Genomic DNA, 26,283 nt, shown 5'->3' with positions numbered 1-26,283 from the left:
TTCTTGTCTTATGCGAAGGACGTTAATCGGTTTTTTGTTGTAAAATTGTATGTATAGCCTGCAGACAACTATAAAAATGATGACGACTTCCAAAAATTTGAAAATCTGTGACAATGGGCACCAGTTCTATAAAAGTTCGGATTGCCCAACTTGTCCTATTTGTGAAAAAAGTAAGAAGCCGTTCGCTGGTTTCTTGGCTTTGCTGAGCAATCCCGCGAGGAATGCCCTTTTGCATCATGGAATCATTACGCTCGAAGAATTATCGACATTCACAGAGAAGGAAATTCTGAATCTTCATGGAATAGGCAAAGCCTCTCTACCTATATTTAGATCAGCATTGGCTGCACATGGCCTATGCTTCATGCCGACAGGACAGTCTAAGAATAAGGAATAGCATCTGTTAGAATGCTGTATACCGCATAAAGACGGTGTTATAATATGATGTTGCGCTTGAATGCACAGCCTAACTCAATTATGGAGTCTGTTTTAGCGATGCCTGGAATATTGTCTATCTCTTCGTATAGCAGTTGACGCATGTGTTCGTGGTTCTTCGCAATGATTTTGATATAAAGGGTGTAGTTACCAGTTATAAAATAGCATTCTGTGACTTCTGGTATTTTTTTGAGTTCTTCGATAACACGTTGGGAGTCATGGTCTTTTTCAAGACTTAGGCTCGTAAATGCGCCCCAGTCGTAGCCTAGCTTCTTCTCATTCAACATAGGCTTGGTACCTTCTAGGATACCTTGTTCGACCATTCGAGCAATGCGCTGATGAATCATGGTATTGGATACCCCCATCTCATTGGCGATTGCTGAATAAGCCATACGGCCATCCTTGTCTAACATTTTTAATATACGAATGTCAAAGTCATCTAACATATGGAAGGGTTTGTTGTTGTTGTTGTTCAAATTTACTAATTTAAATGACTTGATGAGTCAAATTTTACTTTAGTTTGCGGTCTGTGCGTTATATTTTATAATTTTGGATTGTAAACAAAAACTTAAAGATATGGGAACTCAGGCGAATTTGACAAAGAGCGAGGCTTTTATCGCTAAAGAAAGCCAATACGGAGCGCATAATTATCATCCTTTGCCGGTGGTATTGGAAAAGGGTGAAGGCGTATTTGTCTGGGATGTGGAGGGTAATAAGTATTTTGATTTTTTATCGGCTTATTCAGCAGTTAATCAAGGGCATTGTCACCCCCGTATTATCCGCGCGCTAAATGAACAGGCCGCTAAATTGACACTTACTTCGAGGGCATTTTATAACAATAAGCTAGGTGATTTTGAAGAGTATATGTGTGAACTTTTTGGCTATGACAAAGCATTGGTCATGAATTCGGGAGTAGAGGCTGTGGAGACTGCCCTTAAACTGTGCCGTAAATGGGCGTACACGGTAAAAGGGGTAGCCGCTGATCAAGCTAAGATCGTGTTTGCAAAGGATAATTTTCACGGTCGGACGATATCAGTGATCTCCGCATCAAATGATGAGACAAGCACCAAAGGGTTTGGTCCGTTTGTTTCCGGGATGGTGCAGGTGCCATACAACGATGTGCAAGCCTTTGCGCAGTTGTTGGCGTCCGATAAAAATATTGCTGGATTTATAGTGGAGCCAATACAAGGGGAGGCCGGAATCATTATTCCAGATGAAGGATATCTTCGAGCAATACGTGAGTTGTGCACAATAAATAATGTCTTGCTCATAGTCGATGAGATACAGACGGGTATAGCACGAACAGGAAGCTTATTGGCTTCATATGATGTGTCGGCAAAGGAACACGGAAGTAAGGCTGATATCTTGATTTTAGGGAAGGCGCTGTCTGGAGGTGTACTGCCCGTATCTGCGGTGTTGGCAGATGATGAAATCATGCTGACGATCAAGCCAGGTGAACATGGTTCGACCTATGGCGGTAATCCATTGGCTTGTGCAGTGGCGGTTGAAGCTCTACAGGTGGTATTGGATGAGGGGCTAGCTGCAAATAGCAAAAAAATGGGCGAGATTTTCCGGGCCGGACTTGAGGATATAGCTCGCAGATTGGGTCTGATTAAGGAGGTCAGGGGCAAGGGGCTACTTACTGCCATCGAAATGGATTGTAGCGAGGATGATGATCTTGCCTGGAACGTATGCCTGAAGTTCAAGGAGAATGGACTGTTAGCTAAACCTACCCATGGAAACAAAATACGATTGGCCCCCCCATTGGTCATTAATCAAGCACAAATAGAAGAGAGTCTTGGCTTAATCGAAAAATCATTGAAATCATTTGTATGAAAAAGTCGATAGAACTGATTAAGAATAGATCGGATATAGGTGCTGGAACTAGAGGTTCCGATATGGGAATCGATGCGATTGAGATTGCCGCTATAAATAAGGGAAGTCTATTTTTTAAGAAATATCCTTCGGTGGATGTACAGACACGAAATGATTCGATATATGAGACAGATGCAAATCCATTTGGTAAGCATATCAAAGAGGTGTATCAACAGTGCAGACAGGTGTCTACTATCGTGGAAGATAGTTTATTGAAGGATAACATTCCGTTGGTATTCTCTGGTGACCATTCTTCGGCAATTGGTACGATAGGGGGCATCAAGGCTGCATTTCCCAACAAGCGTTTGGGAGTGGTCTGGATAGATGCGCATGCCGACATCCATTCGCCTTACACAACTCCCTCTGGCAACCTGCATGGCATGCCACTTGCATCAGTGATGCAGCAGGATAATTTGGATAGCAAACAAAATGAGGTTGACGAGCATACTCGCTTATATTGGGAAAAATTAAAACATATCGGTATTCCAGAAGTGAAGGTACTACCTGAAGATTTGGTTTATTTTGGTGTGCGGGATACCGAAGACGCTGAAGAGGCTTTGATGGCGCGTTTGGGCATCAAAAACTATCGGGTGAATGAAGTGCGAGATAAAACAATAAAATGTTGTGTGGAAGAGGTATTCAATCAAATGCGCCACTGCGACATATTGTATGTGTCATTTGATGTGGACAGCATGGACAGTGTGATGATATCTGAAGGAACGGGTACACCTGTCCCACGAGGATTTTTCCCTTCGGAAGTCACACTGTTACTAAAGGGGCTAATGGCCTCTACTAAGATTGTCTGTTTGGAGGTGGTGGAGGTTAATCCTTTATTGGACAACCGAGGTAATAGAATGGCTGAGGTCACTTTTGACATTTTGGAGCAAGTAACTCCTTTACTGGAGAGAGCATAAAAGCTAAAGGAAGAAGTTAATATAATGCATTCAGAAGCGGATATGTTCACATAATGAGGGGTGCTTCTACTCCACTATATTTTTTTGACATAGCATATTTTGCTTGGCATGACCATACTTTTATCGGTATCTAGGAGTACGTTGGTAGACTTGATTAGCCTCTGATTCTCGTTTGGATCCTGAATGTAATTCAGGAGATATTGTAAGCCAATTTTGATAGCAGCCAACGCCGTTTCGGGGCTTATCTTAGTATAGAATTTAATAATATAGGGTTTCGACTTTCGTATTAAGGCGTTTTCTAATTGTTCGATGCCGTGAATTTGGTGGTCATAGCCTATTTGTATAATAGTGCGTACAATATGTGGCAGGCGGGTGTAGGGTGTAGATAGTTGGTCTACGATCATTTGCTCTGCAGATTCTTTCATTAGATAGGAGTACAGGCCCTGATTGGATGTAGTTCGAAGTATATATAGCTGATCTTGACAGGCCAGTTCTTTAAGAATTTTTAAATTTTCAAATCCTATTTTCTGGGCAGTCAATGCAATTTTATACCAGATATCATCTATAGAATCCTTCAGTGACCTAATTCCTTTTGCATAGATTTGATCTTTTTCATAATTGTAAAGCATGGATATATGATATTGCGAGCAATAGTATTCGGCTTTGTCGGTCAATAATGCTTTTTTGGCAAATTGATATAGTTCATTGATCTTTCCCTTGCCGATATCATGCACGATCTCCTTCGCATATATAGTACGCAACGAATGGGCAATGGATTCTCCATTGTCAAAATCAATAAAACGGGCAGTTGGCCTTTGTTCCATTTTAAGATGCCATTTTAATAGTAGATAAACACTATAGGAGCGTTGCTTCCGCCATCGGTTTTACCCAATAGGACAGAATCATCACTTCAATAGGTTATGGGTCCCGCTTGTGGGGACAGTTTTTCATAGTTGGCTCTAATTTAGGAAAAATAATCTATGTATGTACGTATTTTATTGGATGATTCCTTACTCTCTTTTGGGGGATGGAAGGTGTGTCGCTTGATTTTGAGGTGGTTAGGTGTAGCTTTTGTATACTAGATAACATATGTTTACACATATTTACCCAGTATACTGCGTTTATTATCCTTTTGGCTCAATATGGATCAGTACGTGCCCGAGTTGGGGAAGTTTGGAAATCAAAGTATCCTTTAGCTCGTGAGCGATGCGGTGCCCATCTCTCACAGAAATATCACCATTGACAATGGCGTGCAGATCTACATGGTAAGTGGTCCCAGACTTGCGCACAAAGCATTTCTCGGTGTCTATCACACCGTCGACGAGTAAGGCCTTCCTCTTGATTTCATCAATAAGGTCTTGATATACATTTTCGTCCATGATTTCGCCCAAGGCGGGTCTAAAGATGTGGTAACAGTTATATAGAATAAATCCAGCTGCAAGTAGAGCGGCAAAATCATCTGCACTTTCATATCCTTGGCCTAGAAAAAGTGCTATAGAGATACCTATGAAGGCCGCGACAGATGTTATGGCATCACTTCTATGGTGCCAAGCATCGGCTTTCAGCGAAGAGCTTCCTGTTTCTTTGCTTTTTTTCATGACCACACGGAAAGAAATCTCTTTCCAGATAATAATACCCGCCAGTACGGCCAATGTCCAAGGTTTGGGAAGGTCATGTGGTGTTCCGATATTTTGGATGCTTTCATATGCGATTATCGTGGCTGAGATAATCAGAAAACCTACGACAATAAAGGTAATCAAGGGTTCGACGCGACCGTGTCCATATGGATGGTTGTCATCGGCTGGTCGTTTGGCGTATTTGAGTCCTAGAAGTACAAGGAACGAAGAAAGTATATCGACAGTAGATTCTATGGCATCTGCAATCAACGCATATGAATTGCCAAAGAATCCGGCTAGCCACTTTAATAAAGCTAAGGCTGTATTACCGACTATGCTGAAATAAATTGTCTTGATTGCTTTGTCTTCACCGGTCATTGTTCTTTATCTTTTTCCTTGGGCGAAATGGCAATTTACCTTATCGCCAAATTCTGCTCGCACGCCAACCATTTTGAAAATACGTAGGATGATGCAGCATTTTCGTATGGGTATCTGAAACTCCCAGATTTTACAAATATAGAACTCTTAATTGTAAAAGTTAAGCATTGGGTGCTTGAATAGTGCTATAATGCTAATCAACAGACTGTACTATATTTTTGGCCATATGGTAGGTTCTAATGAGAAAGAATGCTTATCTTGAATCTGGCAATAGACTGGTAGCGTAGTGCAGGAATATAGGACATTGCCTAAATCAATATTACAATGACGATACAGACTGAATTTGCAAATAACGCAAAACATATTCTGGAGAAAGACGAGCAGATAATCGGACTCGCGGTGGGTGGGTCATGGCTGTCTGGACAGATGGACGAATTTTCAGATTTGGATTTAATCATCGTCACACGGGAAAAGATTACCGATAATCCAAAAGAGATGATAGCCTATGCTCGGCGATTGGGGAGGTTCTTGTCGGGGTTTACCGGTGAGCATGTGGGCGAGCCTAGACTATTGATATGTCTGTATGATCGTCCTCTTCTGCATGTAGATATCAAATTTGTCACATTAGATGAATGCTACAATCGAGTTGAAACGCCGGTCATACTTTTTGACAGAAACCAGCAGCTTCAATCAGCTTTGCTTAAATCCGAATCGGTCTTTCCATATCCAAACTATCAATGGATAGAAGATCGTTTTTGGATTTGGGTACATTACGCACTGCTTAAGATTGGTCGTGGGGAGTATTTCGAAGCATTGGATTTTATGGGATTTTTGAGAATGAGTACACTAGGACCTCTGCTTCATGTAAAGAATAACAGCTTGCCAAGAGGGGTGAGAAAAGTTGAAATGGAATTGGTGAGTCAGGATTTGGAAGATTTAAAGCTCACAATAGCACAGTATGATAGAAGCGCCTTACTGCAGGGCCTTCAAAATGCTGTTAGACTGTATCGCGACCTGCGATTGGTTCTTTTCGATCATACAATTATATTGCAAGTGGAAACGGAGCTGCAAGTCATGCGGTACTTTGAAAATATTAATAGCAGGTCCGATTAATGCATCCCTTGGTCTGGCCGACTTGTTATTGTGCATAGATAAATTTTGTTTTTTTATTTGGGTATGCATTATCTTTGAATATATACCATTAATTTTTAACGTATGAGTGAACAGAATGAGAACCAGCGATTTGGTATCAAGGAAATTGCTAAGCTTGCCAATGTCTCTATTGCGACCGTAGATCGCGTACTCAACAATCGTAAGGATGTATCGGATAAGACGAGAGAAAAGATAAAGGAGATAATCAAAGAGCATAATTATCAACCTAATTTGTATGCTCGCTCTTTGTCGGTCAAAAATAATCTCAGTTTTGCAATTTTGATACCGAGGACTTCTTTACAGACTGGATATTGGGAGCTCTGTTTAAAGGGAATCGATAAAGGTGTTAAGGAATTTGCAACTTTTGGAATTAACAGCGAAGTTTTTTTATACGACCAAGAAGATGCAGCTACTTTTTTGAAATTATCGGCCAAGGTGCTGCAAAAAAAATTTAATGCCGTGGTGATTGCGCCCATATTTATTAAGGAGACAATAGAATTTGTTAGCTTATGTAAGCAACAGCGTATTGAGACGATTTTTATTAATTCGGATATACCAGGTCATTCCTCGTTGGGATACATCGGCCCGGATTTGAATAGTACAGGACGTTTAGCTGGAAATTTGACCTCATATTTGGTTCAAAACAAAGCTCGACTCTTAATTCTGAACATTGCAAAAGGGGTAAAAAACTACACCTATCTAAATACCAAGATAGAGGGTTATCGTAATTATTTGCAATCACTGGATAGGGCCTACGATATAACGATAAAAGATATTCCTTATAATGACTATGATGAAATCGCACCTAAACTTCTCCGCTATCATACGGATATCAAACCTGACTTGATTTTTATTACAAACTCGAGGGTATCGTTGGTGGGACAATTCTTTTATGAAAATACAGAATTGACCAAGCCGCATATAATCGGTTTTGATTTTTTGGGTGCAAATGTGGAATATCTAGCAAAGGGGGTAATTGATTTTTTGATATGTCAGCGGCCGGATAAACAAGGATACCTGGCATTGAATTATTTATACAAATACTTTTTGCTAAAAGAGGAGATGGTGGAATTCAAACCTATGCCAATAGATATCTTGACAATTGAAAATTATCTTTTTTATGAAAATTGAAAAAATAATTTTGCATTGTATACATCTAATTTTTATCTTGCAAATGTTATAGACCGAAACCTAGCGATTGTCGAGTGCTTTTTTTTGAAAAACGTAGATGATGAGACAAATACAGTTATTTGATTTTAAAATATAAATTCTTGCATTTTGGAAAGTTGAATCGTGATGGTTCTTTTTTTTAACATCATTTCGGTAACGTTAACGCTTTTTCTAGGTTTGTTTTAGTTAGCAATTGAAAGGGGATATGAAATATGTTGAATTCGTATAGATATATCGGTGATCCGGATGGGTTTTAGCTATTTACGGTAACGTTAACGTAAATATTGGATAAGTCTAAAAATCTGATTGTCTGAAGAGTGGGGGTTGAGGGCATTCATAGATAATACACTGGAAGACGGATGTTGCTTAATTGAAATATTGCATGGTGTGAAATGCCCCAAACTATAGACGGTTCGAGGTTGGTGCATGACGAGGAATGGCTGTATACAATATGCACATTTTAAGACGAGAAAATATTATAAACTGACAACCAAATATTTAATTAAATCATATATTATGATACCAATTCGATCGATAATGGTATTCGTCGTCCTCATATTTTATGGGGTTGCGATCCATGCTCAGCAAAAAAACACTGTTAATGGAACAGTAAAGACCACAAAAGGTATGCCTTTGGCGGGTGTTAGTGTTGGAGTGAGGGGGAATGATACGAAAACACAGACCGATTCCAAAGGAGCTTTTAGGATTGAAGTCAGTGCACTAACAGATACGCTACAATTTAGTTCTGTAGGTTTTTCGACCTATTTGGCAGCGCTTGATGGTAAGCGGGAAATTCAGGTGGTGTTAAACGATGCTTCACGAGATTTAGAAGAGGTGGTGGTCGTTGGTTATGGAACTCAAAAGAAAGGCAACTTGACAGCTTCGATTGATGTCATCTCTGGCGATCGCCTGAAAGATAGGCCCGCAAATAATGTGGCGGATTTGATCAAAGGTGCATCACCTAACGTGAATATAGAGATGGGGATGCGGGGGGGAGAGCCAGGAGCTGCAAGCGGTTGGAATATACGGGGGGTAGGATCTATTAATGGGAATAGTAGTCCCTTGATACTGGTTGATGGAGTAGAGATGGATCTAGCTGGAATTGACCCGGAAACAGTAGAAAGTATTTCTGTATTGAAAGATGCTTCAGCAGCAGCAGTTTATGGGTCGCGCGCACCATTTGGTGTTATTTTGATCACGACGAAAAAGGGTTCTAAGCTCGAAGGGACAAAGTTGGACTATAGTAATAATCTGTCCTTGTCGTCACCACTTCGGTTGCCTAGTTTTATCGATTCATATACTTGGGCGACTGCGTATAACCAAGCCAATGCAAATGCCGGCCTTACAGCCATATATAGCGATGAGCAGATGGAGCGCATCAAAGGATACTTAGATGGTACTTTTCCATATGAATATGATCCAGAGCGTCCAATAGACAACATTTGGGCAGGAAGAAGAAATGGAAACGCTAATAATGATTGGCCACACATTTTAATGGGGAAAAATGCCTTCAGCCAAAAACATAATGTAAATGTCACAGGTGGAGGCGAGCGGACGCAGTACTTCCTTTCATCTGGATATACCAAGCAAAATGGAACATACGCTTTTGGGCATGACTATTTCAAACGCTACAACCTAATGTCCAATGTATCTACCCAAATCACAGATTGGTTGAGATTGGGGTCAAGTCTGAAATGGGCGTCTACATCCACAGATTTTCCTATGGGAGAAACTACAGTGGGGCGGGAACATACTTTTAGGGAGATGCTAATGTTTGCACCTATGATGCCTCATTATAATATTAACGGTACTGTTCAAAGCCCTTTGGTCCGACTTTTAGAGGATTCTGGTCGAGATAAAAAGAAGAATGCTGATTTTCTTGCAAACTTAAGTGCAGAAGTAGAGCCAATCAAAGGATGGAAAACAGCACTTACTTATAGTTACAACATCAAGAATACCAAAACCAGTCAAAATCCGAAGCCTGTGATGGTAGAGCTGGGGACAGGCGCATTTGGTAACATCGGGAAACCTCAATCTTCCTATACAGCAGGATATTACGAGTATGTATATAAGGTGTTGAATGCTATTACGTCGTATGAATCTCAATGGGACAATCATTATTTCAAAGTTCTCTTGGGGTATGAACAAGAAGAAAACCTATATACTGGATTGAATGCTACTGGGACCTCGCCCGTGGTGGATGACAATCCCTCTATCGTAACCTCGTTGGGCGGGATTGTCGCTTCTGATAATATGAGCCATTGGGCTACTCGTGGCGGTTTCGGTCGGGTGAATTACAATTATCAAGAAAAATATCTAGTAGAACTGGCGGCTCGTTACAATGGTTCGTCAAGGTTTCCAAAAGAAAATAGATTCGGCTTTTTTCCTTCTGCATCGATAGGGTATGTTGTTTCCAAAGAAGACTTTTGGGAACCGATAAAAGACCATGTAAATAATTTGAAAATCAGGGCTTCCTATGGATCTTTGGGGAATCAGAATGTAGGCAATGATTTATATTATTCGAGGATTCCGATAAGACCCGAGTTGGATTGGATTATCAACGAATCACGCCCTCAGTACGGGCAGGTGCCTATCTTAATCAGTGATAAAATAACGTGGGAAACGGTTACAACACTCAATTTGGGGACTGATGTACAGCTATTGGATTCTAGATTGGGAATTACATTTGATTGGTACAACCGTACTACCAGCAATATGTTTGGTAAAGCGATAGAGTTGCCTTATCTACTAGGTGCCGCCACCCCAGTGACCAACAATGCTAAGTTATCTACCAAGGGATTTGAATTGGTCGCATCGTGGAATGATAGGTTCTCAAATGGTATTAGTTACAATTTAAAAGTGTCCTTAGGGGATAGTAAAACGACAATCTTGGAGTATTTGAATGAAACAGGAAGGATTGACACGTGGTACGAAGGTAAGCGGTATGGGGAGATATGGGGATTTGAAACTGCAGGGATTATGCAGGTAGCAGGAGAGAAAATGGCCGATCAATCTAAATACCATAGCAATTGGGGGCCGGGTGATATCAAGTATACTGATTTAAATGGAGATGGAATTATCAACGATGGCGCCGGGACCTTGAGTGATCATGGCGATTTGAAAGTAATCGGTAATTCACTTCCAAGATATAATATTGGAGTGACGGCTGGTGCAAGTTGGAAAGGTGTTGATTTCAATATGTTTTGGCAGGGGGTTGGAAAACGGGATTTTGCTCCCGAGTCTTCTACTCCTTTGTTCTGGGGGTTGACTAATGCTTGGGCCAATTCTGGATTGTACAAAAACTCGCCAGGACTCGATTATTGGCGGCCTGCTGATGAGACCAATATTTTGGGACCAAATATAGACGCATACCTTCCTAAACCCTATTTTACGGCGGAGACCGAAAAAAATAAGCTTACCCAAACACGTTACCTCCTAAATGCCTCTTATATCCGTTTAAAAAACGTACAGGTAGGTTACACTTTTCCGCAAAGTATCGGTGGTAAGGTATTCAGTAAGGCACGTGTGTATTTCTCCGGCGAAAACCTCTTGACTTTCTCTAGTTTACCTAAGGTATTTGACCCCGAGACGGCTATTGCTTCGGATAGTAGAGAGGGGGGGTATTTGACAAGTGGTGTCATATATCCGATGAATAAAATTATATCCTTTGGTCTTAATCTAACATTGAAATAAACAAGATTATGAAAAATTTTATAAAAACGGCTGGTCTATTGGTAGCATCAGCGATGATAATAGTGTCTTGTAATGATGATTTTTTGGACAGACAGCCACTTGATGAGGTGATATCTGATATGTATTTTGAAAAACCATTGGATTTGGAGATTTATATGAATCAGTTTTATAGCAATGCATACTTTCCAAAATACCAGAATCACGGCAATGATTATAATAGTGATGATATGGTGGCTTCTACCGTAGATCTTCGCTTGCAAGGTACGCGTACAGTGGTTACCAGCGGGACAATCGATTTTACAAAAGTGAGAAGCTTGAACTATTTTTTGTCAAATTACAAAAAGATAGAAGGGAAGCATGATTTCAATACTTATAAGCAGTATGTTGGTGAGGCCTATTATTTTAAAGCTGTAACTTATTTTAACTTATTGAAATCGTATGGTGATATCCAATGGTTGGATAAAGATTTAGGAACAAGCTCACCGGAATTGTACAATGGCCGTACACCACGAAACGTCGTTGCCGATCGTATATTAGGTTGTCTGGATACAGCTGCGATGTATCTCACTGCCGACCGCACGAATGGCTATAGTCGTATCAATCGTTGGATCGCATTGTTGATGCAGAGTCGAATTGCGTTGTATGAGGGCTCGTGGCAGAAATATCACAGTGCCGATGAATTTAAAGTCTCCAATGCCAATCCTAATAAGTACTTTCAAAAGGCTGTAGACGCTAGTGAAGAAATTATGAAATCAGGTTTGTATGGCGTTTACACTACCGGGAATGGCCAAATTGATTATCGGGATCTCTTTACCAAGCGTGACTACTCGGCAAATGTGGAGGTGCTTTTTTGGAGGAGATATGATAATGAGCTTTCGCGCGGAGACAATGATTTTACGAATGATCGGAATTTTAGAATGTCTCAGCCGCTAGGAAGGTCACTATCTAAGGGTTTGGCTGACAGTTATCTTTGTACGGATGGGAAGCCTATCTCGGGCAATGCCTTATTCAAAGGATATACAAATATCAACCAAGAGTTTGAGAATCGCGATTCAAGGTTGAAACAGACTGTGGCAACTCCAGACCAGGTATGGAAAATAGGAGCAAATGGTGCTACCCAATTATGGTCAGAGATCTACAATACCTTAAACTCAAAGACTGACCTGAATGCACCTACGGGTTATGTCATTCAAAAGGGATATGATCCACAGGTTATCTATCATGTGCAGCAATATGAAGAAACGCCATCAATCTTATTTCGGTATGCGGAAGTCCTGTTGAACAATGTAGAGGCCAAAGCTGAATTAGGGGGACTCAAACAAGAAGATGTAAATCGAACTATTAATCTTTTGAGAAATAGGGTGGGAATGCCAAATTTGGATTTGTCGAATATCACTACAGATAGCAAATGGGATTTTCCATTGCTATCCTCAGCAATAAATGAAATCAGGAGAGAGCGGAGGGTCGAATTGGTAGGTGAGGGATTTCGATGGGATGATATCGCGCGTTGGGCAGCTGCGGATGAGTTGATAGTAGGCAAAAGACCTAAAGGTTTCCTTGCCAGTCAAGTTAAGCAGAATCCTTTCCCTGTGGATAGCGATGGGTTTCTAGATCCCTTTCAAAAAGCAGTTCCTGCAGGATATGGATTTAAGTTAAATCGAGATTACCTAAATTCCATTCCAGAAAGTGAGATTAGATTGAATGAAGGAAATCTCACTCAAAATCCTGGATGGTAGTTTGAAATGGAATGGTATTCTTCGGCTTGACTAATATGTTATCTAATTCCTATATTAAAACCGACAGAATCTCGCAAATTAAAGAAGTAACTAATGGTATTGGGTAAATATGATAAAATCTATTTTGGAAATGGGAAAGACCTTTGGGCATACATACCTAACTGTTATTAATGCTTTTTATAGAAATTATGAAAACAAAAAAATGAAGAAGCAATTATATTGCGTTTTGGTCTCCTGTGTTGTGCTCATGGTCTCTGCCTGTCAGCATATACCTCGCGAGGAATATATCGATTTTTTGAAGGTTTCTGATACGACGTATTTGGGCGTCTCACAATTGACCGACAGCTTGGAGGTGCCCTGGGATTTGCAGTTTAATCCGACGACCAAATCTATATTCTTTACGGAGATAAAGGGGCAGATTTCAGAATTGAACTTAGCCACGAATAAACGAACGATTATTTATACGGTTCCTCATGTTTTTCAAAAGCGATCGATGGGCCTATTGGGGTTAGCTCTGCATCCTGATTTTGATAAAAAACCGTATCTATATGTCTGCTATACCATCAAAGATGGTGAACATTATTTTAGTGAACTTGCTAAATTGAGGTATGTAGAAGGGAAAATTGTCGAATCAAAGGTGTTGTTGAAGATTGGTGGCGCATTGGGGCACAATGGGTCCAGATTACTCTTCGATAAAGAGCGATTACTATATTGGGCTACTGGTGATGCGCACTCCAATACCAATTCACAAGATTCAACAAATTTAAACGGAAAAGTACTTCGAATGACGGATGAAGGGCTTATCCCGTCCGATAATCCTATATCGAATTCGTACGTTTATGCATGGGGTTTTCGTAATATACAGGGGATGGCAATGACCTCCAAGGGACATCTGATGACTTCTGAACATGGGGATGCGATAGAGGACGAGATTAATCTAGTCAAGCCTTTGCATAATTACGGATGGAAGGAGATCGAAGGATTTCACGATACGGATGCAGAGAAGGAAATCGCTCGGCACAGTTCGCGAACAGAGCCCATCAAAGCCTGGACCCCAGTGATCGCTCCCGCTGCTATTTCCTACTATGGTTCTCAGGCCATCCCAGAATGGAGCAATAGTTTGCTGCTGACAACACTGAAAAACCAAAGTTTTCGAGTTTTAAAATTAGATGCTGAGCAGCAGGTAATTGCCGATGAAAAAGTATATTTTAAGAATCATTATGGACGGATTCGAGCTGTGACAATAGATGATACAGGGAATATCTATATCGCAACTAGCAATCGCGATTGGAATCCGCAAAATGGATTTCCGCAAAAAGGAGATGATCGTATCTTAAAATTGGCTGTAATCGATTTTGTACCGAAGGAATTCTTGATGGCTTATGAACCAGAAAATAAAAAGATAAGTGATGGAAAGGTGCTATATCAGTCATACTGTGCTTCGTGTCATAAAAATGATGGTAAAGGGGTGAGAAATTCCTTTCCGCCGCTGATTCAGACACCTACTATAACAGATGCCCACAAATTGGTCACGGTCTTATTGAAGGGATTAAAGGGGAAAAATGTAATCAATGGAGAGGAATATGATGAAGAAATGCCTGCATTCGGCTTTCTGTCCGATGCTGATGTTGCCACGATAGCAACCTATATTAGAACGCATTTCGGAAATAACTTGGGCTCAATAGACAGTGCTATGGTGAAAGATATTAGAATGACAACGCATAAATAAGATTGTACAATGAGAAAACTGTTGAACATATTAGGACCAGGGATAATCACTGCTGCTTTGGTTTTCGGCCCGAGTAAAATGACAATCACGTCCAAGATGGGAGCTGACTACGAATACAATCTAATGTGGATTGTAATCGTAGCCTTATTTTTTATGGGCGTATACACCGCTATGTGCTCGCGAATAGGTACCATACAGGAGAAGTCTTTGTTAACACTTATAAAAGAATACTTTGACAAGAGAATAGGGATTGCTATCGGTATCGGTATATTTCTGGTAGCAACCTCATTTCAAGCGGGTAATAGCATTGGCGTCGGTATAGCGATAGGTGAGGCCACAGGTACTCCTAAGGAGATATGGATAATGACTTTTACGGCTATCGCTATTACACTCCTATTTCTACCGTCCTTCTATAAGGTGATGGAGAAACTGATGATAGGGTTGGTGTTGCTAATGCTGTTCTGTTTTGTGGCTACCTTATTTTTAGCTGATATACAATTTGGCTCCCTGCTATCTGGATTCGTCCCCTCCATTCCCGATGACTCGCTAGGATTGATAATTGCATTTACGGCCTCTTGTTTCTCGCTAGTTGGTGCTTTTTATCAGACCTATCTTATACAGGAACGCAAGAAAGTAGGTGCCGGATCCGTCACTGTACCTTCTTCTACAAGAGGCGCTTTTATAGGTGTGGGTATTTTGGGATTCATGAGCGCTTCGGTGTTGGTGTGTGCTGCGGCAGTATTATTTCCTAAAGGGATACACGTAGGAAGTGCGGCAGAAATGGGGACGGCTTTGGAACCATTATTTGGCACCTATGCAAGCTCCCTTTTTTTTATTGGTCTGTTTGGTGCCTCCTTTTCTTCACTGGTAGGAAACGCAACGGTGGGGGGCGCGTTGTTAGGGGATGCGCTTGGTTATGGCAGCAGCTTAAGTTCCAAACGGGTGAAAATCTTGATTTCAGTGGTCATGATATTGGGGTGTATAGTTTCGATATCGTTTGGTAAGCTACCCTTGGAGCTGATTGTCTTAGCACAGAGTGTAACTATATTTTTAGTGCCCTTTATCGGTATTTCAATATTGGTGATTGCTAATAACAAGAAAATAATGGGTGAGCACGCTAACAATACTTTTTATAAAACTGCAGGCCTGATGGGACTGGTAGTTATTTTTATTTTGATGCTTAGTAATGTATACGACATGTTTTTGAAATAATATGGAAAATCAGATTTTAAAGAATTTAGAAGAACAATATACAAAACCATCTGTATCGCTTTTAGCAGATTTATCGGAGATAGATGGAGATTTTATGTTGTTGGGAGTTGGTGGAAAAATGGGGCCGAGTATGGCCAAACTCCTGAAAGATGGACTTCGGCAAATCGGTAGCACGAGCAAGGTCATCGGTGTCTCTCGCTTTTCGGATAACCAATGTAGGGAGGACTTACATAGATGGGGAGTAGAAACCATCGCGTGTGATTTGTTGGATGATGAGGCCTTAAGGAGTCTACCTAAGGTAAAAAATGTGATTTTTTTGGTAGGATTCAAATTTGGAGCTACTGGTAAAGAAGACTTCACCTGGGCGATGAATACATATTTGCCAGGGCGAGTCGCAGAGGCATTTAAGGACTCTCGGATTGTGGCATTTTCTTCCGGGAACGTATTGCCTTTTGTACCAGTTACATCCGGTGGCGTCGATGAAGGAGGGGCTCCTGAGCCAATTGGAGAGTATGCGCAGAGTACATTGGGACGAGAGCGGATGTTTTCCTATTTCAGTAAAAGAAATGCAACGCCTGTGTTGATTTACCGATTAAATTATGCGGTAGACTTTCGATATGGTATCATTCGCGAAATAGCTAAAAAAGTCTACCACCAGCAACCCATTGATCTGCGTACAAATAATGTCAACGTTATTTGGCAACATGATGCCAATGAAATCGCCATTCGCTCGTTATTGCATTGTGAAAGCCCAGCCAAAGTGTTGAATGTAACAGGCCCAGAAGTGTTATCTATTAGGTGGGTTGCCGAAAAATTAGGTGAGGTCTTGGGAAAAGAACCGCAATTTGAAAACGAACCTGAGGCTACTGCCTTGTTGAACAATGCGGCGGAGTGTCATCGATTGTTTGGATATCCGAATGTTACGATTTTGTCAATTATTGAGATTACTGCGCAATGGATACTCCATAAAGGAGATGAATTTGGGAAAGACACGCACTTTCAGGAAAGAAGGGGACAATTTTAATGAAAAGATTAGAAACTCAGAAACGAGAACTTTTATTTGCAGGTACGGTGTTTCCTGCCCACCCGCTCTGTCTGAATGAGGATAGATTATTGGATGAAAACGGACAACGTCTGTTGACTAATTACTATATTGAAAGTGGTGCGGGTGGAGTGGCTGTGGGGGTTCATTCGACACAGTTTGAAATAAGACTACCTCAATACGATCTGTTTGAAAGATTATTAAAGATCTCAGCAGAAGAGATAGACAAAGCTAAATTGACAAGGCCTTTTATTAGGATAGCAGGTATAGTTGGGTCAACAGAGCAAGCGATTGCTGAAGCCAAATTGGCCATTGCCTATGGATATGACATGGGACTGTTGAGTATGGGGGGGCTACAAGAGTTGACAGAAAACGAAATTTTAAGACGCACAGAAGCCGTCGCACAGATTATTCCCGTATTCGGCTTCTATCTACAACCTTCGGTGGGTGGGCGTATATTCTCTTATGATTTTTGGACGAAATTCGTCAACATCGAAAATGTGGAAGCTATCAAGTGCGCCTCTTTTAATCGCTACCAAACCTTGGATGTGGTAAGAGCAATAGCTAACTCTCCGAGAGGAGAGCAAATAGCATTATATACAGGTAATGATGACAACATTGTTGCCGATTTATTGTCTATCTATAGATTCGAAGTCAATGGATCTGCAAAGGAGGTACAGTTTAGGGGGGGGCTATTGGGGCACTGGGCAGTTTGGACGTCCAAGGCGGTAGAACTGTTGCAACTGGTCAAAGAATTTAAGATGCAACCCACCCCTGAAAAATGGCGACATCTTCAGATCGTGGGTAGCCAAACGACAGATGCTAATGCAGCTTTGTTTGATGTCGCAAATGATTTTGAAGGCTGTATACCAGGAATACACGAGGTTTTGGTCAGACAAGGTCTGATGAAGGGTGTTTGGTGCCTAAATCCGCATGAAGTACTTTCTGACGGACAGTCAGGGGAGCTGACTCGTATACACAATGATTATCCTTTACTCCATGATGATGATTTTGTTAGGGAGTTTTTAGAACGATACGAATCCCAAAGTTAAATGCAAGGACCAATACAGTAGGTATTGTACAATACCTACTGTATTGGTCAAAATCTGTTTGTAGGTACCCTTGCATTGTAAATTTTGCGGTGCAACTATACTTGTTTGATATCTCTGACATCGATAAAATCTTCAAACACTATTTTTTTTATTATCACAGGTGTGACCTTCTTTGGGTGGCATATAGTCACAGCTGGAACATATTATCATGGGAAAATGGACCAAAGCCCCATCATATATACCATTATATAAATTTACTTCTATCTTGTTCTTCTCTGTGCATTTCAATTCTTTATTATACAATTTTTTCAGATTTGCTAAACAGTCTGAGGGAGCTAATGCTATATCTTTTTCTTTGCACGCACTGAATAACAAGGTTATCGATAGCATAATAGTTGGTCTTTCATAATGTATTAAGTTTGATAGTTAGACGATTAGAAACCAACTACGCTACACAGTAATTGTTTTTTAAGTGTCTAGAAGCCTTGCAAAAAGGTGGCATCAGATTTGGTACTCCGTGCGTTATATAATTTGTTACGGGAAAAGAAATCTCGTTTTTAAATAATAGTAAAGTTATATTTTTAATGATTATCTTTAAATCATTATCTTTTAGCGTAACGTAAAATGGTCATGTCAGATTCTTCGATGCAGGTTATCATACAACATCATCTCTATTTCAATTATAGCTTTTGTCTCCATAGTCTTCCATTCCTTGAAAAAATCGTAATCAAAAGTAATACTGTAGATTATCACCATGTTGATGTCAAGATTTCTTCTTCTCTTGGTATTTTCGAAGCGTACTCATGCTTAGTGGATTTGATTAGGAAGGAAGATAGCCACCTAATTAATCGTTTTCCTTTTAAGTATAATCTGGCATTTTTGAGAGATTTGAAAGAAAAGGATACTGATACTATTTCCGTATCTATAGTTGCGGGGCATGCCGTGTTATATGAAACGACATTTTCAATCACGATTTTCCCAATTGATTATTTTGGTGGCCTACAGGTGCATCCTGAGTTATTGCTTAGCTATGCTATGCCCAATGATGATACCGTCTATCAAATCAAGACTGCTGCAGTCAGGATATTGGAACAGAGTAATGTGTTGGTTTCTTTTGAGGGATATCAATCTGGGAGCAAAGACCGCGTGTTGCAAATGGTAGACGCTATATACCAAGCTATACAACACCTCGATATCGTATATAGTGCGATGCCCGCAAGTTTTGAGACGGAGGGACAGCGTATTCGTTTGGCTGATCAGGTATTGAAAACAAGATTTGGCAATTGCATTGATATCTCTTTGCTTTTTGTCGCCTGTTTGGAGGCTATTGACCTCAATCCGATTCTTATCATCACAAAAGGACATGCTTTCGTGGGTGTGTGGTTAGATAATCAGCGATTAGATAGTATGATTAACTTTGATCAAGCAGCAATTTCGAAACGCATGGCGTCTGGGATTCGCGAAATCTGCTTAATTGAATCTACCCAGCTTTGCAAGGGGACAAGCTTTTCCTTAAAAAAAGCCATGGATCTAGCTGAAATGCAGATTTTGGATGTGGACGCCTTTCTGTTGTCTATAGATGTCAAAAGTGCGCGGGCATGGGGGGTGACACCTCTGTCTTTGACTAAAGGCATTTCCTTTCTCGACAGTGCCAGTGGGATGGATATGTATGCCGACGATGTGACTATAAATCACGATTATGCACTTGGACAGCAATACGATAACTTGGAGCTTACCGATTATAGTAATTTGAGCAAACAGAAAGTATGGGAAAGGAAACTGCTCGATTTATCTTTACGGAACAATTTGCTAAACCTTCGATTTACCAAGAGTATGCTGCAGCTCCTAGATGTAAATATCAACAGTTTGGAAGATGCACTAGCCAACAATAAGGCCTTTACAATCCAACCGAATAACAACCAACCTGTCCTAAAGCGCTACAATTTGTACGCTCCACCTTTGCACACTTCGGAACCTATGTATAAATTGGCAGAGGAGGAGTTTGGTTATAACCGATTATTGACACACTATCACCAGGAAGATTTAGGCCATATTGTTACCCATTTATTTAGAAACGCTAAGATTGCTGAAGAGGAGAATGGCAGAAGTACCCTCTATATGGGATTGGGCCTTTTAAAATGGTATGATACCAAAAGTAAAGAACAGGCACGCTATGCTCCTCTACTCTTGGTGCCGGTGGAGCTCTCTCGGAAGTCTGTTAACGCTAAATATTATCTGCGGAGTAGAGAGGAGGAAACGATGTTTAATATTACGTTGCTTGAGTATCTTAAACAAGAATACCAGCTCAATTTAGATAGCCTTGAGACGCTGCCAATGGACGATTCTGGAATTGATGTATCCAAGGTCTTTGCGATATTACGTCGCGCTATCTTAAACCTTGCCGGCTGGGATGTTTTGGAGCAGGTTGTATTGGGTAACTTTTCATTCAATAAACTCATTTTATGGCAAGATATTTCTAGAAATGCCGAACAGATACAGCGAAGTGTCATTGTCAGTAGCCTAATTGAAGGCAAGCTGAATCGTGCATTTGACATCCGGGAATCACATGAGGATTTAGAAAAGCTTCCCTCGTCTCATTTGAATTTGCCAATTGCTACCGATTATTCACAACTAGCAGCAATTAAGCATGCACATGCTAATCAGACATTCGTTTTACATGGTCCACCGGGGACTGGGAAATCACAGACCATCACTAATATCATTGCCAATGCATTAGCCAATAATAAAAAGGTACTGTTTGTTGCGGCTAAGAAAGCCGCCTTGGATGTTGTTCATAAGCGTCTCGAAAAAATTGGCTTGGGACCATTTTGTTTGGAGATTCATTCCAATAAATCTAAAAAATCAGATGTCATCAACCAGTTGGCGCGGACGTTGGACTTACCGAAATATCAAAGCCGAGTTGATTTCCAAGAAGAAGCAACCCGTATAGATGAGCGGAAGGCGGCGATCCGGAAGTATATTGATGCATTACATCAAACCTATCCTATTGGATGGACGCTGTACGAATCGATTTCTTATCTGGATAGCCACGAGGTTGCTATGACTCAAAAATGGATTATGCCGATGGATGTAACTAAGCTGGATACAACCACATGGCATCAATGGAAAGATTGGTCGGTTGCTTTTGCGAGCTTGAGTCGAAAAATACCTGACCCTGCGGAGCATCCGCTGCGTATGATTAATCTTAAAAATCAGGCTTTTTCTCATAAAGCTCATATTTCGAGTTCTATTACAGCCTATTTGGCGGCGAAGAGGCATTTAGAAGAGGTGAACGAAAGTCTACAGTTGAATCTTCCTCCAGATTTTCAAATCGATTTTTCAGAATTGGTTCAATTTCTAACGGGATTGAAGGATTTATCATTACCTATGGAGCTGACTACTGTATTGTCTAGTCATGCACAACGTAATGTGATGGCCCTTTGGATGGAGCAGCAAAGCCGAAAACAGCAGGTGGAGGATAGACTGCTTGCCAGCTATAGTAGGCGTATACTTGATGCAGATACTACCGCGGTGGAGTCCTTGTGGAATCAAGCCCAACATGCCTGGTTTTTGCCTAGATGGTTAAAAAAACGGAAAGTCAAGCAATATTTGAATGGATTTTGCACTACCGGAGTGGGACATGATTCGCAAGTGTGGGATTTGTTCCAGGATTTAGATAACTATCGAGCGATAGTATCGGATTTGCAATCTGTGCCTTTTGCTGAGATGGAGAGAAGAACTACATCTTATAGATATACTAATGGGTATAACCTTGCACAGTTGAACGCGGATCTTGCCATCTACTATGAACTGGATGAGTGTGCACAGCAATTGTATTTTCAAAAATGGACGGATTGGTTTAAGGATTTGAGTGTCCAGAAAACATGGAGAAACGATGTAAATGCTGCGTTAGATACTATTCGTGAATTTATCAAATATTTTAGAATTTTAAGAGAGTTCTTGACTACGATTCCAGAAGATAAAATGCTGGATACTGTGCTCCAAGAATTGGAGGGGTTGGATGATTGGATTCGTTACAACCATTACAAGCAAAAGGCTGATGAAATCAATCTGTCGTGGTTTATAAAACTGCTGGAAGAGCGAGTTGTTGACAAAAACGTGCTCGAAAGCGAATTGGAGTCTGTCGTACATTTCAATGTTTTTGTGACAGCCCTAGAGAAGGAAGAGGTTCTTAATAATTTTGACGCTGAGGTATATACCTCCATGCTAGAGCAGTACAAGAGCTTGTACCATCAGTTTGTAGGGCTCACAAAAGATCAATTAATCCTTCAGTTGAGCAATAGCATCCCAAACCTTGCACAGGAAGCAATGCACAGCTCAGAGATAGGTATTTTGCAGCGAAATATTCGTAACAAAGGTCGGGGGACGAGTATCCGAAGATTATTTGATCTCATACCGACATTACTACCTCGACTTAAGCCTTGTATGCTGATGAGTCCCATTTCAGTAGCTCAGTACTTTGATGTAACCCAGGACCATTTCGACTTAGTCATCTTTGATGAAGCTTCCCAACTACCTACATCAGAAGCTGTCAGTGCACTAGCGCGGGCACGTCAAGCTATTATTGTCGGTGATCCCAAGCAGATGCCACCTACGTCATTTTTCGTGACAGCGAAGCAGGACGAAGAGCATTTAGAACTTGAGGATTTAGAAAGTATTTTGGATGATACGTTGGCGTTGTCTATCCCGTCCAAATACTTGTTGAGACATTATCGCAGTAAACATGAGAGCTTAATCTCTTTTAGTAATCATCATTTCTATGAGAGCAAGTTATTGACTTTTCCTTCTGCAGATGATTTGGATAAAAAGGTGACGCTGCAATGGGTATCTGGGCACTACGATAAAGGAAATTCACGTACCAATAAAATGGAGGCGGAAACCATTGTTGCATATATTAAAAATCACTTAGAACATAAACCGGACAAGTCTATTGGGGTTGTTACGTTTAGCCAAACGCAACAGAGCCTGATTGAGGATTTGTTGCAGAATCTTTTTGTAGATTACCCCAATTTAGAGGAAATTGCGAATGAAGGCGAGGAACCTATATTTATAAAAAACCTAGAAAATGTGCAGGGTGATGAACGTGATGTTATTTTGTTTTCCATCGGATATGGACCTGATGCCAATGGAAAAGTGTCGATGAATTTTGGCCCCTTGAATAGAGATGGGGGATGGAGAAGGCTGAATGTTGCGGTCACACGTGCCCGATATGAGATGAAAGTGTTTTCATCACTTAAGGCCGATCAAATAGATTTGGCCCGTACCAAAGCGGAAGGCGTCAAAGGACTGAAGAATTTTTTGCATTTTGCGGAGCATGGCCATCTGGAAAATTCGCAAATGGTGGAAGTTCATCGCGTAAAATACGAATTGGTAGACGCTATCGCAGACTACCTTACTCAGCATGGCTTGACCGTCAAGACAGCAATTGGGACTTCGGGATACCGAGTTGATATAGGGGTGGTAGATCCGCGTAATCCCAATAGGTATATCTTAGGTATTATTGTTGATGGTAAAAATTATATACAGACGGAGACCACCAATGATCGTGAACTGCTGATTCCGGACGTTTTGCAATCATTGGGCTGGAATATATTCCGAATTTGGACATTGGATTGGTTGAAAAATAAGGCCTATGTGGTAACACAGATAGATCGACGTATACAGCAACTGGTGGAGCGCCCGTTTGTAGAGGAGTTGGACAGAGCAGCAATAATACAAGCACCCATTGATGCTAAGCTTGCAAACAGTATTATGCCTGTATCTGCGGAGGTTCATCAAGTTGTACGACAAGTGCCTTACAAGGAAGCTGAGCTTTCTCCTGTTTCCGATGCGAGTTCAGAATCTATTTACCATGAGGAGAATTGGAGAGTGATAAGAACTCAGTTGGCCACATTTATCCGAACGGAGTCACCTATTAGTCAACCTAATCTTTTTCGTAAGGTCCTGCGACTATGGAATACTCAACGTGCGGGGGCTAAATTGGTCGCTTATTTGAACGAAATCGTAACCGATTTGTCTGATGTCACTACACGATACTCTTATCAATTATTCTACTATGATGGAACAGGCTTGTCAGATACAATTGACTATTATCGAGACAATAGCATCGAAAAGCGCAATATAGAAGATATTGCGCCAGAAGAAATTGAAGTGGCTGTAATGGAGTTTCTGCAACAAAACTTGAGCATCAGCAAGGATGAGTTGATAAGAGCGATGGGTAAAGTCTTTGGATTTAATAAGGTAGGCATCCAGATAGAGTCGGTTATTAGTTTTACGCTGAACCGATTGATTGATGATGGTAAAGTGAAATTTTTGGACGGTAGAATTTTGTTGGCTTAGATAAGTACGTGCCAATGGAATACGATATCATCCAAATGAAGTGATTTCAAAAGATTTAATTGTTTTTTCTGCCATTCGACTTAAAATTTGTTCTATACTTATAGGTTACATCTTCTGAAAGATTTTTTCAATCGTGTTCATATTGCGAGAGGTGAAAGTGTCTCTAAGGTTCTTTCTTCCTAGGATTTTGCCAAATTTAGAATCCAGGGTATTGCCTTTTGGTACCTTCCAGTAAAAATTTTCGTCGATTACGAAGGCTTCCTCACCCTCAGTCTTTTCCAATTGTTCAAACTCCTGCATCAAAGAATGTTGAAGCCCCTCGATGCCTATGAATATATAAATGTGAAAATCAGGCGAGGCTATGAATGGATTTTTAGCCACAATCGTTGCTAGCTGTTGCTTATCTTTTACGAATAAGAATGCAGGATAGTCAAAATGCTGTGACAGCGCTGTTTCCAATACAGTCTTTGATACCTCCTTGGGCTGATTGGAAGAAAAGAGAACATTGCCCGACGCTAGGACGGTAGTGATAGCTTCCATCCCTGCTTTTCCAAAAACAGCACTGACCTCTGCCATTTTCATCGTAGTACCCTTCACATTCACCCCACGTAGAAATGCGCAATAAATAGGAGGTAAGTTAACGACTGATTTTTTCATTATTTGTGCTTTATTTAATATCTCATTTGACGGCTTTACACCTCTAAGTTTCCAAAAAATCTTTTAAAGAGGTATTGATGATATAATCCCATCCTGCTTCAAAGTTATGGAAAGACAAATCATTTTCTTGAGGAAAGGCATCTACTCCCGAATGCGTTAATTTCAATCGGGTATCGTCTTTTTCATCAAAGAGCTCAAATGTGACCAATGAGGTCCCACGATAGCCTTCATATTCCCAACTGTATTTCAATTTTCGTTCAGGAATGGCTTCTATAATCTTGCATACATGCTTGTACTGGGTGTCATTGGGATTACCTCCAAAAAAGGTAAACTTGAAGCCTACCTCTGGTCTAAACTCCGGAAGGTCAAAATACCATTTTTGCATTCTTTCTTTTTGTGTAATAGCGCGCCACACCTCTTGTCTGGTGGTGTTGAAAATACATTCTATAACAATGTCCTGTTTTTCCATTTTGTTTTCAGATATATTTCGACGATATTCTTTCCACTAAAATACGATATGTATTTTAATGCTAAAAGTAATTGTCTAGTGTGGATAGGGAAATTAGTGTCATCATCATGGACTGTTATGCAATGATACTATCTGGATATGAATTGAAGGGGTGTATTTTGAATATGATGATAATTCTAGACGGTGACCACAATGGGTGATCGCTAGTGTTTAAGTTTTTTCTAACAATTTAGCGAACTACTTGTTAAAGATTTGATAAACCTTGTTAATGTTGTTTGAATAATTTTTAGTGCAAAAAATAGAAAAAATATGAAATTGTTATATGTTCTTTTTATTGCTTTTTCCTTGGCGTTAGTGGGGACGAAGCTCGTGTTGGGTTTTTGGGACTTTTTATTCGCTGGTAATTTTGGAATGGCAGTGTTCATTATTTTTACGGGCATGTCACATTTCCGATTCCAAAAGGGAATGGCTATGATGATGCCCGATTACTTCCCTGCCAAGATGTTTTTCGTGTATTTTACGGGTGTATTGGAGATTGCAGCTGGAATTGGGCTGATGATTCCGAAATTGCGTGCACTCACTGCTATTCTATTAATCGTGTTTTTTGTGGTCGTGTTTGTCGCCAATGTCAATTCATCTAAAAAAATGATAAATATATTCAAAGCCGATTATACAGGGCCAGGTATGAATTATCTTTATGCGCAGAGACTACCTATGCAGCTCCTCTTGATTGCGTGGACTTGGTATTTCGGACTTTATTTGAAATAGAGTCTGGATGATGGTCTGTTTGCGCTTT

General features: G+C 40.5%; 18 protein-coding genes. 13 read left to right on the top strand and 5 right to left on the bottom strand.

Annotated features, from left to right (window positions below):
* Positions 1–76: 76 nt before the first annotated feature.
* On the top strand, positions 77–394 hold the full coding sequence (locus OQ289_RS13990) for an RNA polymerase alpha subunit C-terminal domain-containing protein (RefSeq protein WP_270087480.1): 318 nt from the start codon (positions 77–79) through the stop codon (positions 392–394).
* 37 nt (positions 395–431) lie between these two features.
* Here the strand turns inward: OQ289_RS13990 and OQ289_RS13985 are convergent, their stop codons facing one another.
* Positions 432–908, bottom strand: a complete 477-nt coding sequence (locus tag OQ289_RS13985; protein WP_270087479.1) for an Lrp/AsnC family transcriptional regulator — start codon at positions 906–908, stop codon at positions 432–434.
* Between the two features lie 100 nt (positions 909–1,008).
* On the opposite strand from OQ289_RS13985, the gene rocD reads away from it, so the two are divergent.
* Positions 1,009–2,268, top strand: a complete 1,260-nt coding sequence (gene rocD, locus OQ289_RS13980; RefSeq protein WP_270087478.1) for an ornithine--oxo-acid transaminase — start codon at positions 1,009–1,011, stop codon at positions 2,266–2,268.
* On the top strand, positions 2,265–3,221 hold the full coding sequence (locus OQ289_RS13975; protein WP_270087477.1) for an arginase: 957 nt from the start codon (positions 2,265–2,267) through the stop codon (positions 3,219–3,221). Before rocD ends, OQ289_RS13975 begins: the two co-directional genes overlap by 4 nt.
* Before the next feature lie 74 nt (positions 3,222–3,295).
* Here OQ289_RS13975 and OQ289_RS13970 read toward each other — a convergent pair whose 3' ends face one another.
* Positions 3,296–4,045 carry a hypothetical protein gene (locus OQ289_RS13970; RefSeq protein ID WP_270087476.1) on the bottom strand — a complete coding sequence of 250 codons (750 nt, stop codon included), beginning with the start codon at positions 4,043–4,045 and terminating at the stop codon, positions 3,296–3,298.
* A 300-nt stretch (positions 4,046–4,345) separates the two neighbouring features.
* On the bottom strand, positions 4,346–5,215 hold the full coding sequence (locus OQ289_RS13965; protein ID WP_270087475.1) for a cation diffusion facilitator family transporter: 870 nt from the start codon (positions 5,213–5,215) through the stop codon (positions 4,346–4,348).
* 324 nt (positions 5,216–5,539) lie between these two features.
* Here OQ289_RS13965 and OQ289_RS13960 point away from each other — a divergent pair, with 324 nt between their 5' ends.
* The 9 genes from OQ289_RS13960 to OQ289_RS13920 all read left to right on the top strand — a co-directional run bounded on the left by OQ289_RS13960 (position 5,540) and on the right by OQ289_RS13920 (position 24,361).
* A complete protein-coding gene (locus tag OQ289_RS13960; RefSeq protein ID WP_270087474.1) occupies positions 5,540–6,328 on the top strand; it encodes a nucleotidyltransferase domain-containing protein in 789 nt (262 codons plus the stop codon).
* A 102-nt stretch (positions 6,329–6,430) separates the two neighbouring features.
* Positions 6,431–7,498, top strand: a complete 1,068-nt coding sequence (locus tag OQ289_RS13955; protein ID WP_270087473.1) for a substrate-binding domain-containing protein — start codon at positions 6,431–6,433, stop codon at positions 7,496–7,498.
* A gap of 555 nt (positions 7,499–8,053) precedes the next feature.
* On the top strand, positions 8,054–11,230 hold the full coding sequence (locus tag OQ289_RS13950) for a SusC/RagA family TonB-linked outer membrane protein (protein ID WP_270087472.1): 3,177 nt from the start codon (positions 8,054–8,056) through the stop codon (positions 11,228–11,230).
* An 8-nt stretch (positions 11,231–11,238) separates the two neighbouring features.
* Positions 11,239–12,966 (top strand): RagB/SusD family nutrient uptake outer membrane protein, encoded by a 1,728-nt coding sequence (locus OQ289_RS13945; RefSeq protein WP_270087471.1) that lies wholly within the window; start codon positions 11,239–11,241, stop codon positions 12,964–12,966.
* A 202-nt stretch (positions 12,967–13,168) separates the two neighbouring features.
* Positions 13,169–14,695 carry a PQQ-dependent sugar dehydrogenase gene (locus tag OQ289_RS13940; protein ID WP_270087470.1) on the top strand — a complete coding sequence of 509 codons (1,527 nt, stop codon included), beginning with the start codon at positions 13,169–13,171 and terminating at the stop codon, positions 14,693–14,695.
* Between the two features lie 9 nt (positions 14,696–14,704).
* Positions 14,705–15,907 (top strand): Nramp family divalent metal transporter, encoded by a 1,203-nt coding sequence (locus OQ289_RS13935; protein ID WP_270087469.1) that lies wholly within the window; start codon positions 14,705–14,707, stop codon positions 15,905–15,907.
* A gap of 1 nt (position 15,908) precedes the next feature.
* On the top strand, positions 15,909–16,931 hold the full coding sequence (locus OQ289_RS13930) for an NAD-dependent epimerase/dehydratase family protein (RefSeq protein ID WP_270087468.1): 1,023 nt from the start codon (positions 15,909–15,911) through the stop codon (positions 16,929–16,931).
* Positions 16,931–18,001: a dihydrodipicolinate synthase family protein gene (locus tag OQ289_RS13925; protein WP_270087467.1), complete on the top strand. Its 1,071-nt coding sequence runs from the start codon at positions 16,931–16,933 to the stop codon at positions 17,999–18,001. The genes OQ289_RS13930 and OQ289_RS13925 overlap by 1 nt, the downstream gene beginning before the upstream one ends.
* Before the next feature lie 630 nt (positions 18,002–18,631).
* Entirely contained in the window at positions 18,632–24,361 is a 5,730-nt protein-coding gene (locus tag OQ289_RS13920; protein ID WP_270087466.1) for a DUF3320 domain-containing protein, read from the top strand.
* 105 nt (positions 24,362–24,466) lie between these two features.
* On the opposite strand, the gene OQ289_RS13915 is transcribed toward OQ289_RS13920, so the two are convergent.
* Together OQ289_RS13915 and OQ289_RS13910 are read right to left on the bottom strand one after the other, a co-directional pair.
* Positions 24,467–25,018: a DUF1697 domain-containing protein gene (locus OQ289_RS13915; protein WP_270087465.1), complete on the bottom strand. Its 552-nt coding sequence runs from the start codon at positions 25,016–25,018 to the stop codon at positions 24,467–24,469.
* 43 nt (positions 25,019–25,061) lie between these two features.
* Complete coding sequence (locus OQ289_RS13910) at positions 25,062–25,487, bottom strand: SRPBCC family protein (protein WP_270087464.1); 426 nt, start codon at positions 25,485–25,487, stop codon at positions 25,062–25,064.
* Between the two features lie 309 nt (positions 25,488–25,796).
* On the opposite strand from OQ289_RS13910, the gene OQ289_RS13905 reads away from it, so the two are divergent.
* The gene (locus OQ289_RS13905) at positions 25,797–26,255 is read left to right on the top strand and encodes a DoxX family protein (RefSeq protein WP_033562842.1); all 459 of its coding nucleotides are present in this window, start codon (positions 25,797–25,799) and stop codon (positions 26,253–26,255) included.
* Positions 26,256–26,283: the final 28 nt, after the last annotated feature.

The sequence above is a fragment of the Sphingobacterium sp. SYP-B4668 genome, from assembly GCF_027627455.1.
GTDB lineage: Bacteria > Bacteroidota > Bacteroidia > Sphingobacteriales > Sphingobacteriaceae > Sphingobacterium.
Note: the sequence above shows the minus strand (reverse complement) of the source record. Positions and strands in the feature narration are given on the sequence as shown.

Excerpts from the sequence above, each read along its gene's own strand:
- OQ289_RS13990 (WP_270087480.1), top strand. The coding sequence starts at position 77 with ATGATGACGACTTCCAAAAATTTGAAAATCTGTGACAATGGGCACCAG.
- rocD (WP_270087478.1), top strand. The coding sequence starts at position 1,009 with ATGGGAACTCAGGCGAATTTGACAAAGAGCGAGGCTTTTATCGCTAAA.
- OQ289_RS13975 (WP_270087477.1), top strand. The coding sequence starts at position 2,265 with ATGAAAAAGTCGATAGAACTGATTAAGAATAGATCGGATATAGGTGCT.
- OQ289_RS13970 (WP_270087476.1), bottom strand. The coding sequence starts at position 4,045 with ATGGAACAAAGGCCAACTGCCCGTTTTATTGATTTTGACAATGGAGAA.
- OQ289_RS13965 (WP_270087475.1), bottom strand. The coding sequence starts at position 5,215 with ATGACCGGTGAAGACAAAGCAATCAAGACAATTTATTTCAGCATAGTC.
- OQ289_RS13960 (WP_270087474.1), top strand. The coding sequence starts at position 5,540 with ATGACGATACAGACTGAATTTGCAAATAACGCAAAACATATTCTGGAG.
- OQ289_RS13955 (WP_270087473.1), top strand. The coding sequence starts at position 6,431 with ATGAGTGAACAGAATGAGAACCAGCGATTTGGTATCAAGGAAATTGCT.
- OQ289_RS13950 (WP_270087472.1), top strand. The coding sequence starts at position 8,054 with ATGATACCAATTCGATCGATAATGGTATTCGTCGTCCTCATATTTTAT.
- OQ289_RS13945 (WP_270087471.1), top strand. The coding sequence starts at position 11,239 with ATGAAAAATTTTATAAAAACGGCTGGTCTATTGGTAGCATCAGCGATG.
- OQ289_RS13940 (WP_270087470.1), top strand. The coding sequence starts at position 13,169 with ATGAAGAAGCAATTATATTGCGTTTTGGTCTCCTGTGTTGTGCTCATG.
- OQ289_RS13935 (WP_270087469.1), top strand. The coding sequence starts at position 14,705 with ATGAGAAAACTGTTGAACATATTAGGACCAGGGATAATCACTGCTGCT.
- OQ289_RS13930 (WP_270087468.1), top strand. The coding sequence starts at position 15,909 with ATGGAAAATCAGATTTTAAAGAATTTAGAAGAACAATATACAAAACCA.
- OQ289_RS13925 (WP_270087467.1), top strand. The coding sequence starts at position 16,931 with ATGAAAAGATTAGAAACTCAGAAACGAGAACTTTTATTTGCAGGTACG.
- OQ289_RS13920 (WP_270087466.1), top strand. The coding sequence starts at position 18,632 with ATGTCAGATTCTTCGATGCAGGTTATCATACAACATCATCTCTATTTC.
- OQ289_RS13915 (WP_270087465.1), bottom strand. The coding sequence starts at position 25,018 with ATGAAAAAATCAGTCGTTAACTTACCTCCTATTTATTGCGCATTTCTA.
- OQ289_RS13910 (WP_270087464.1), bottom strand. The coding sequence starts at position 25,487 with ATGGAAAAACAGGACATTGTTATAGAATGTATTTTCAACACCACCAGA.
- OQ289_RS13905 (WP_033562842.1), top strand. The coding sequence starts at position 25,797 with ATGAAATTGTTATATGTTCTTTTTATTGCTTTTTCCTTGGCGTTAGTG.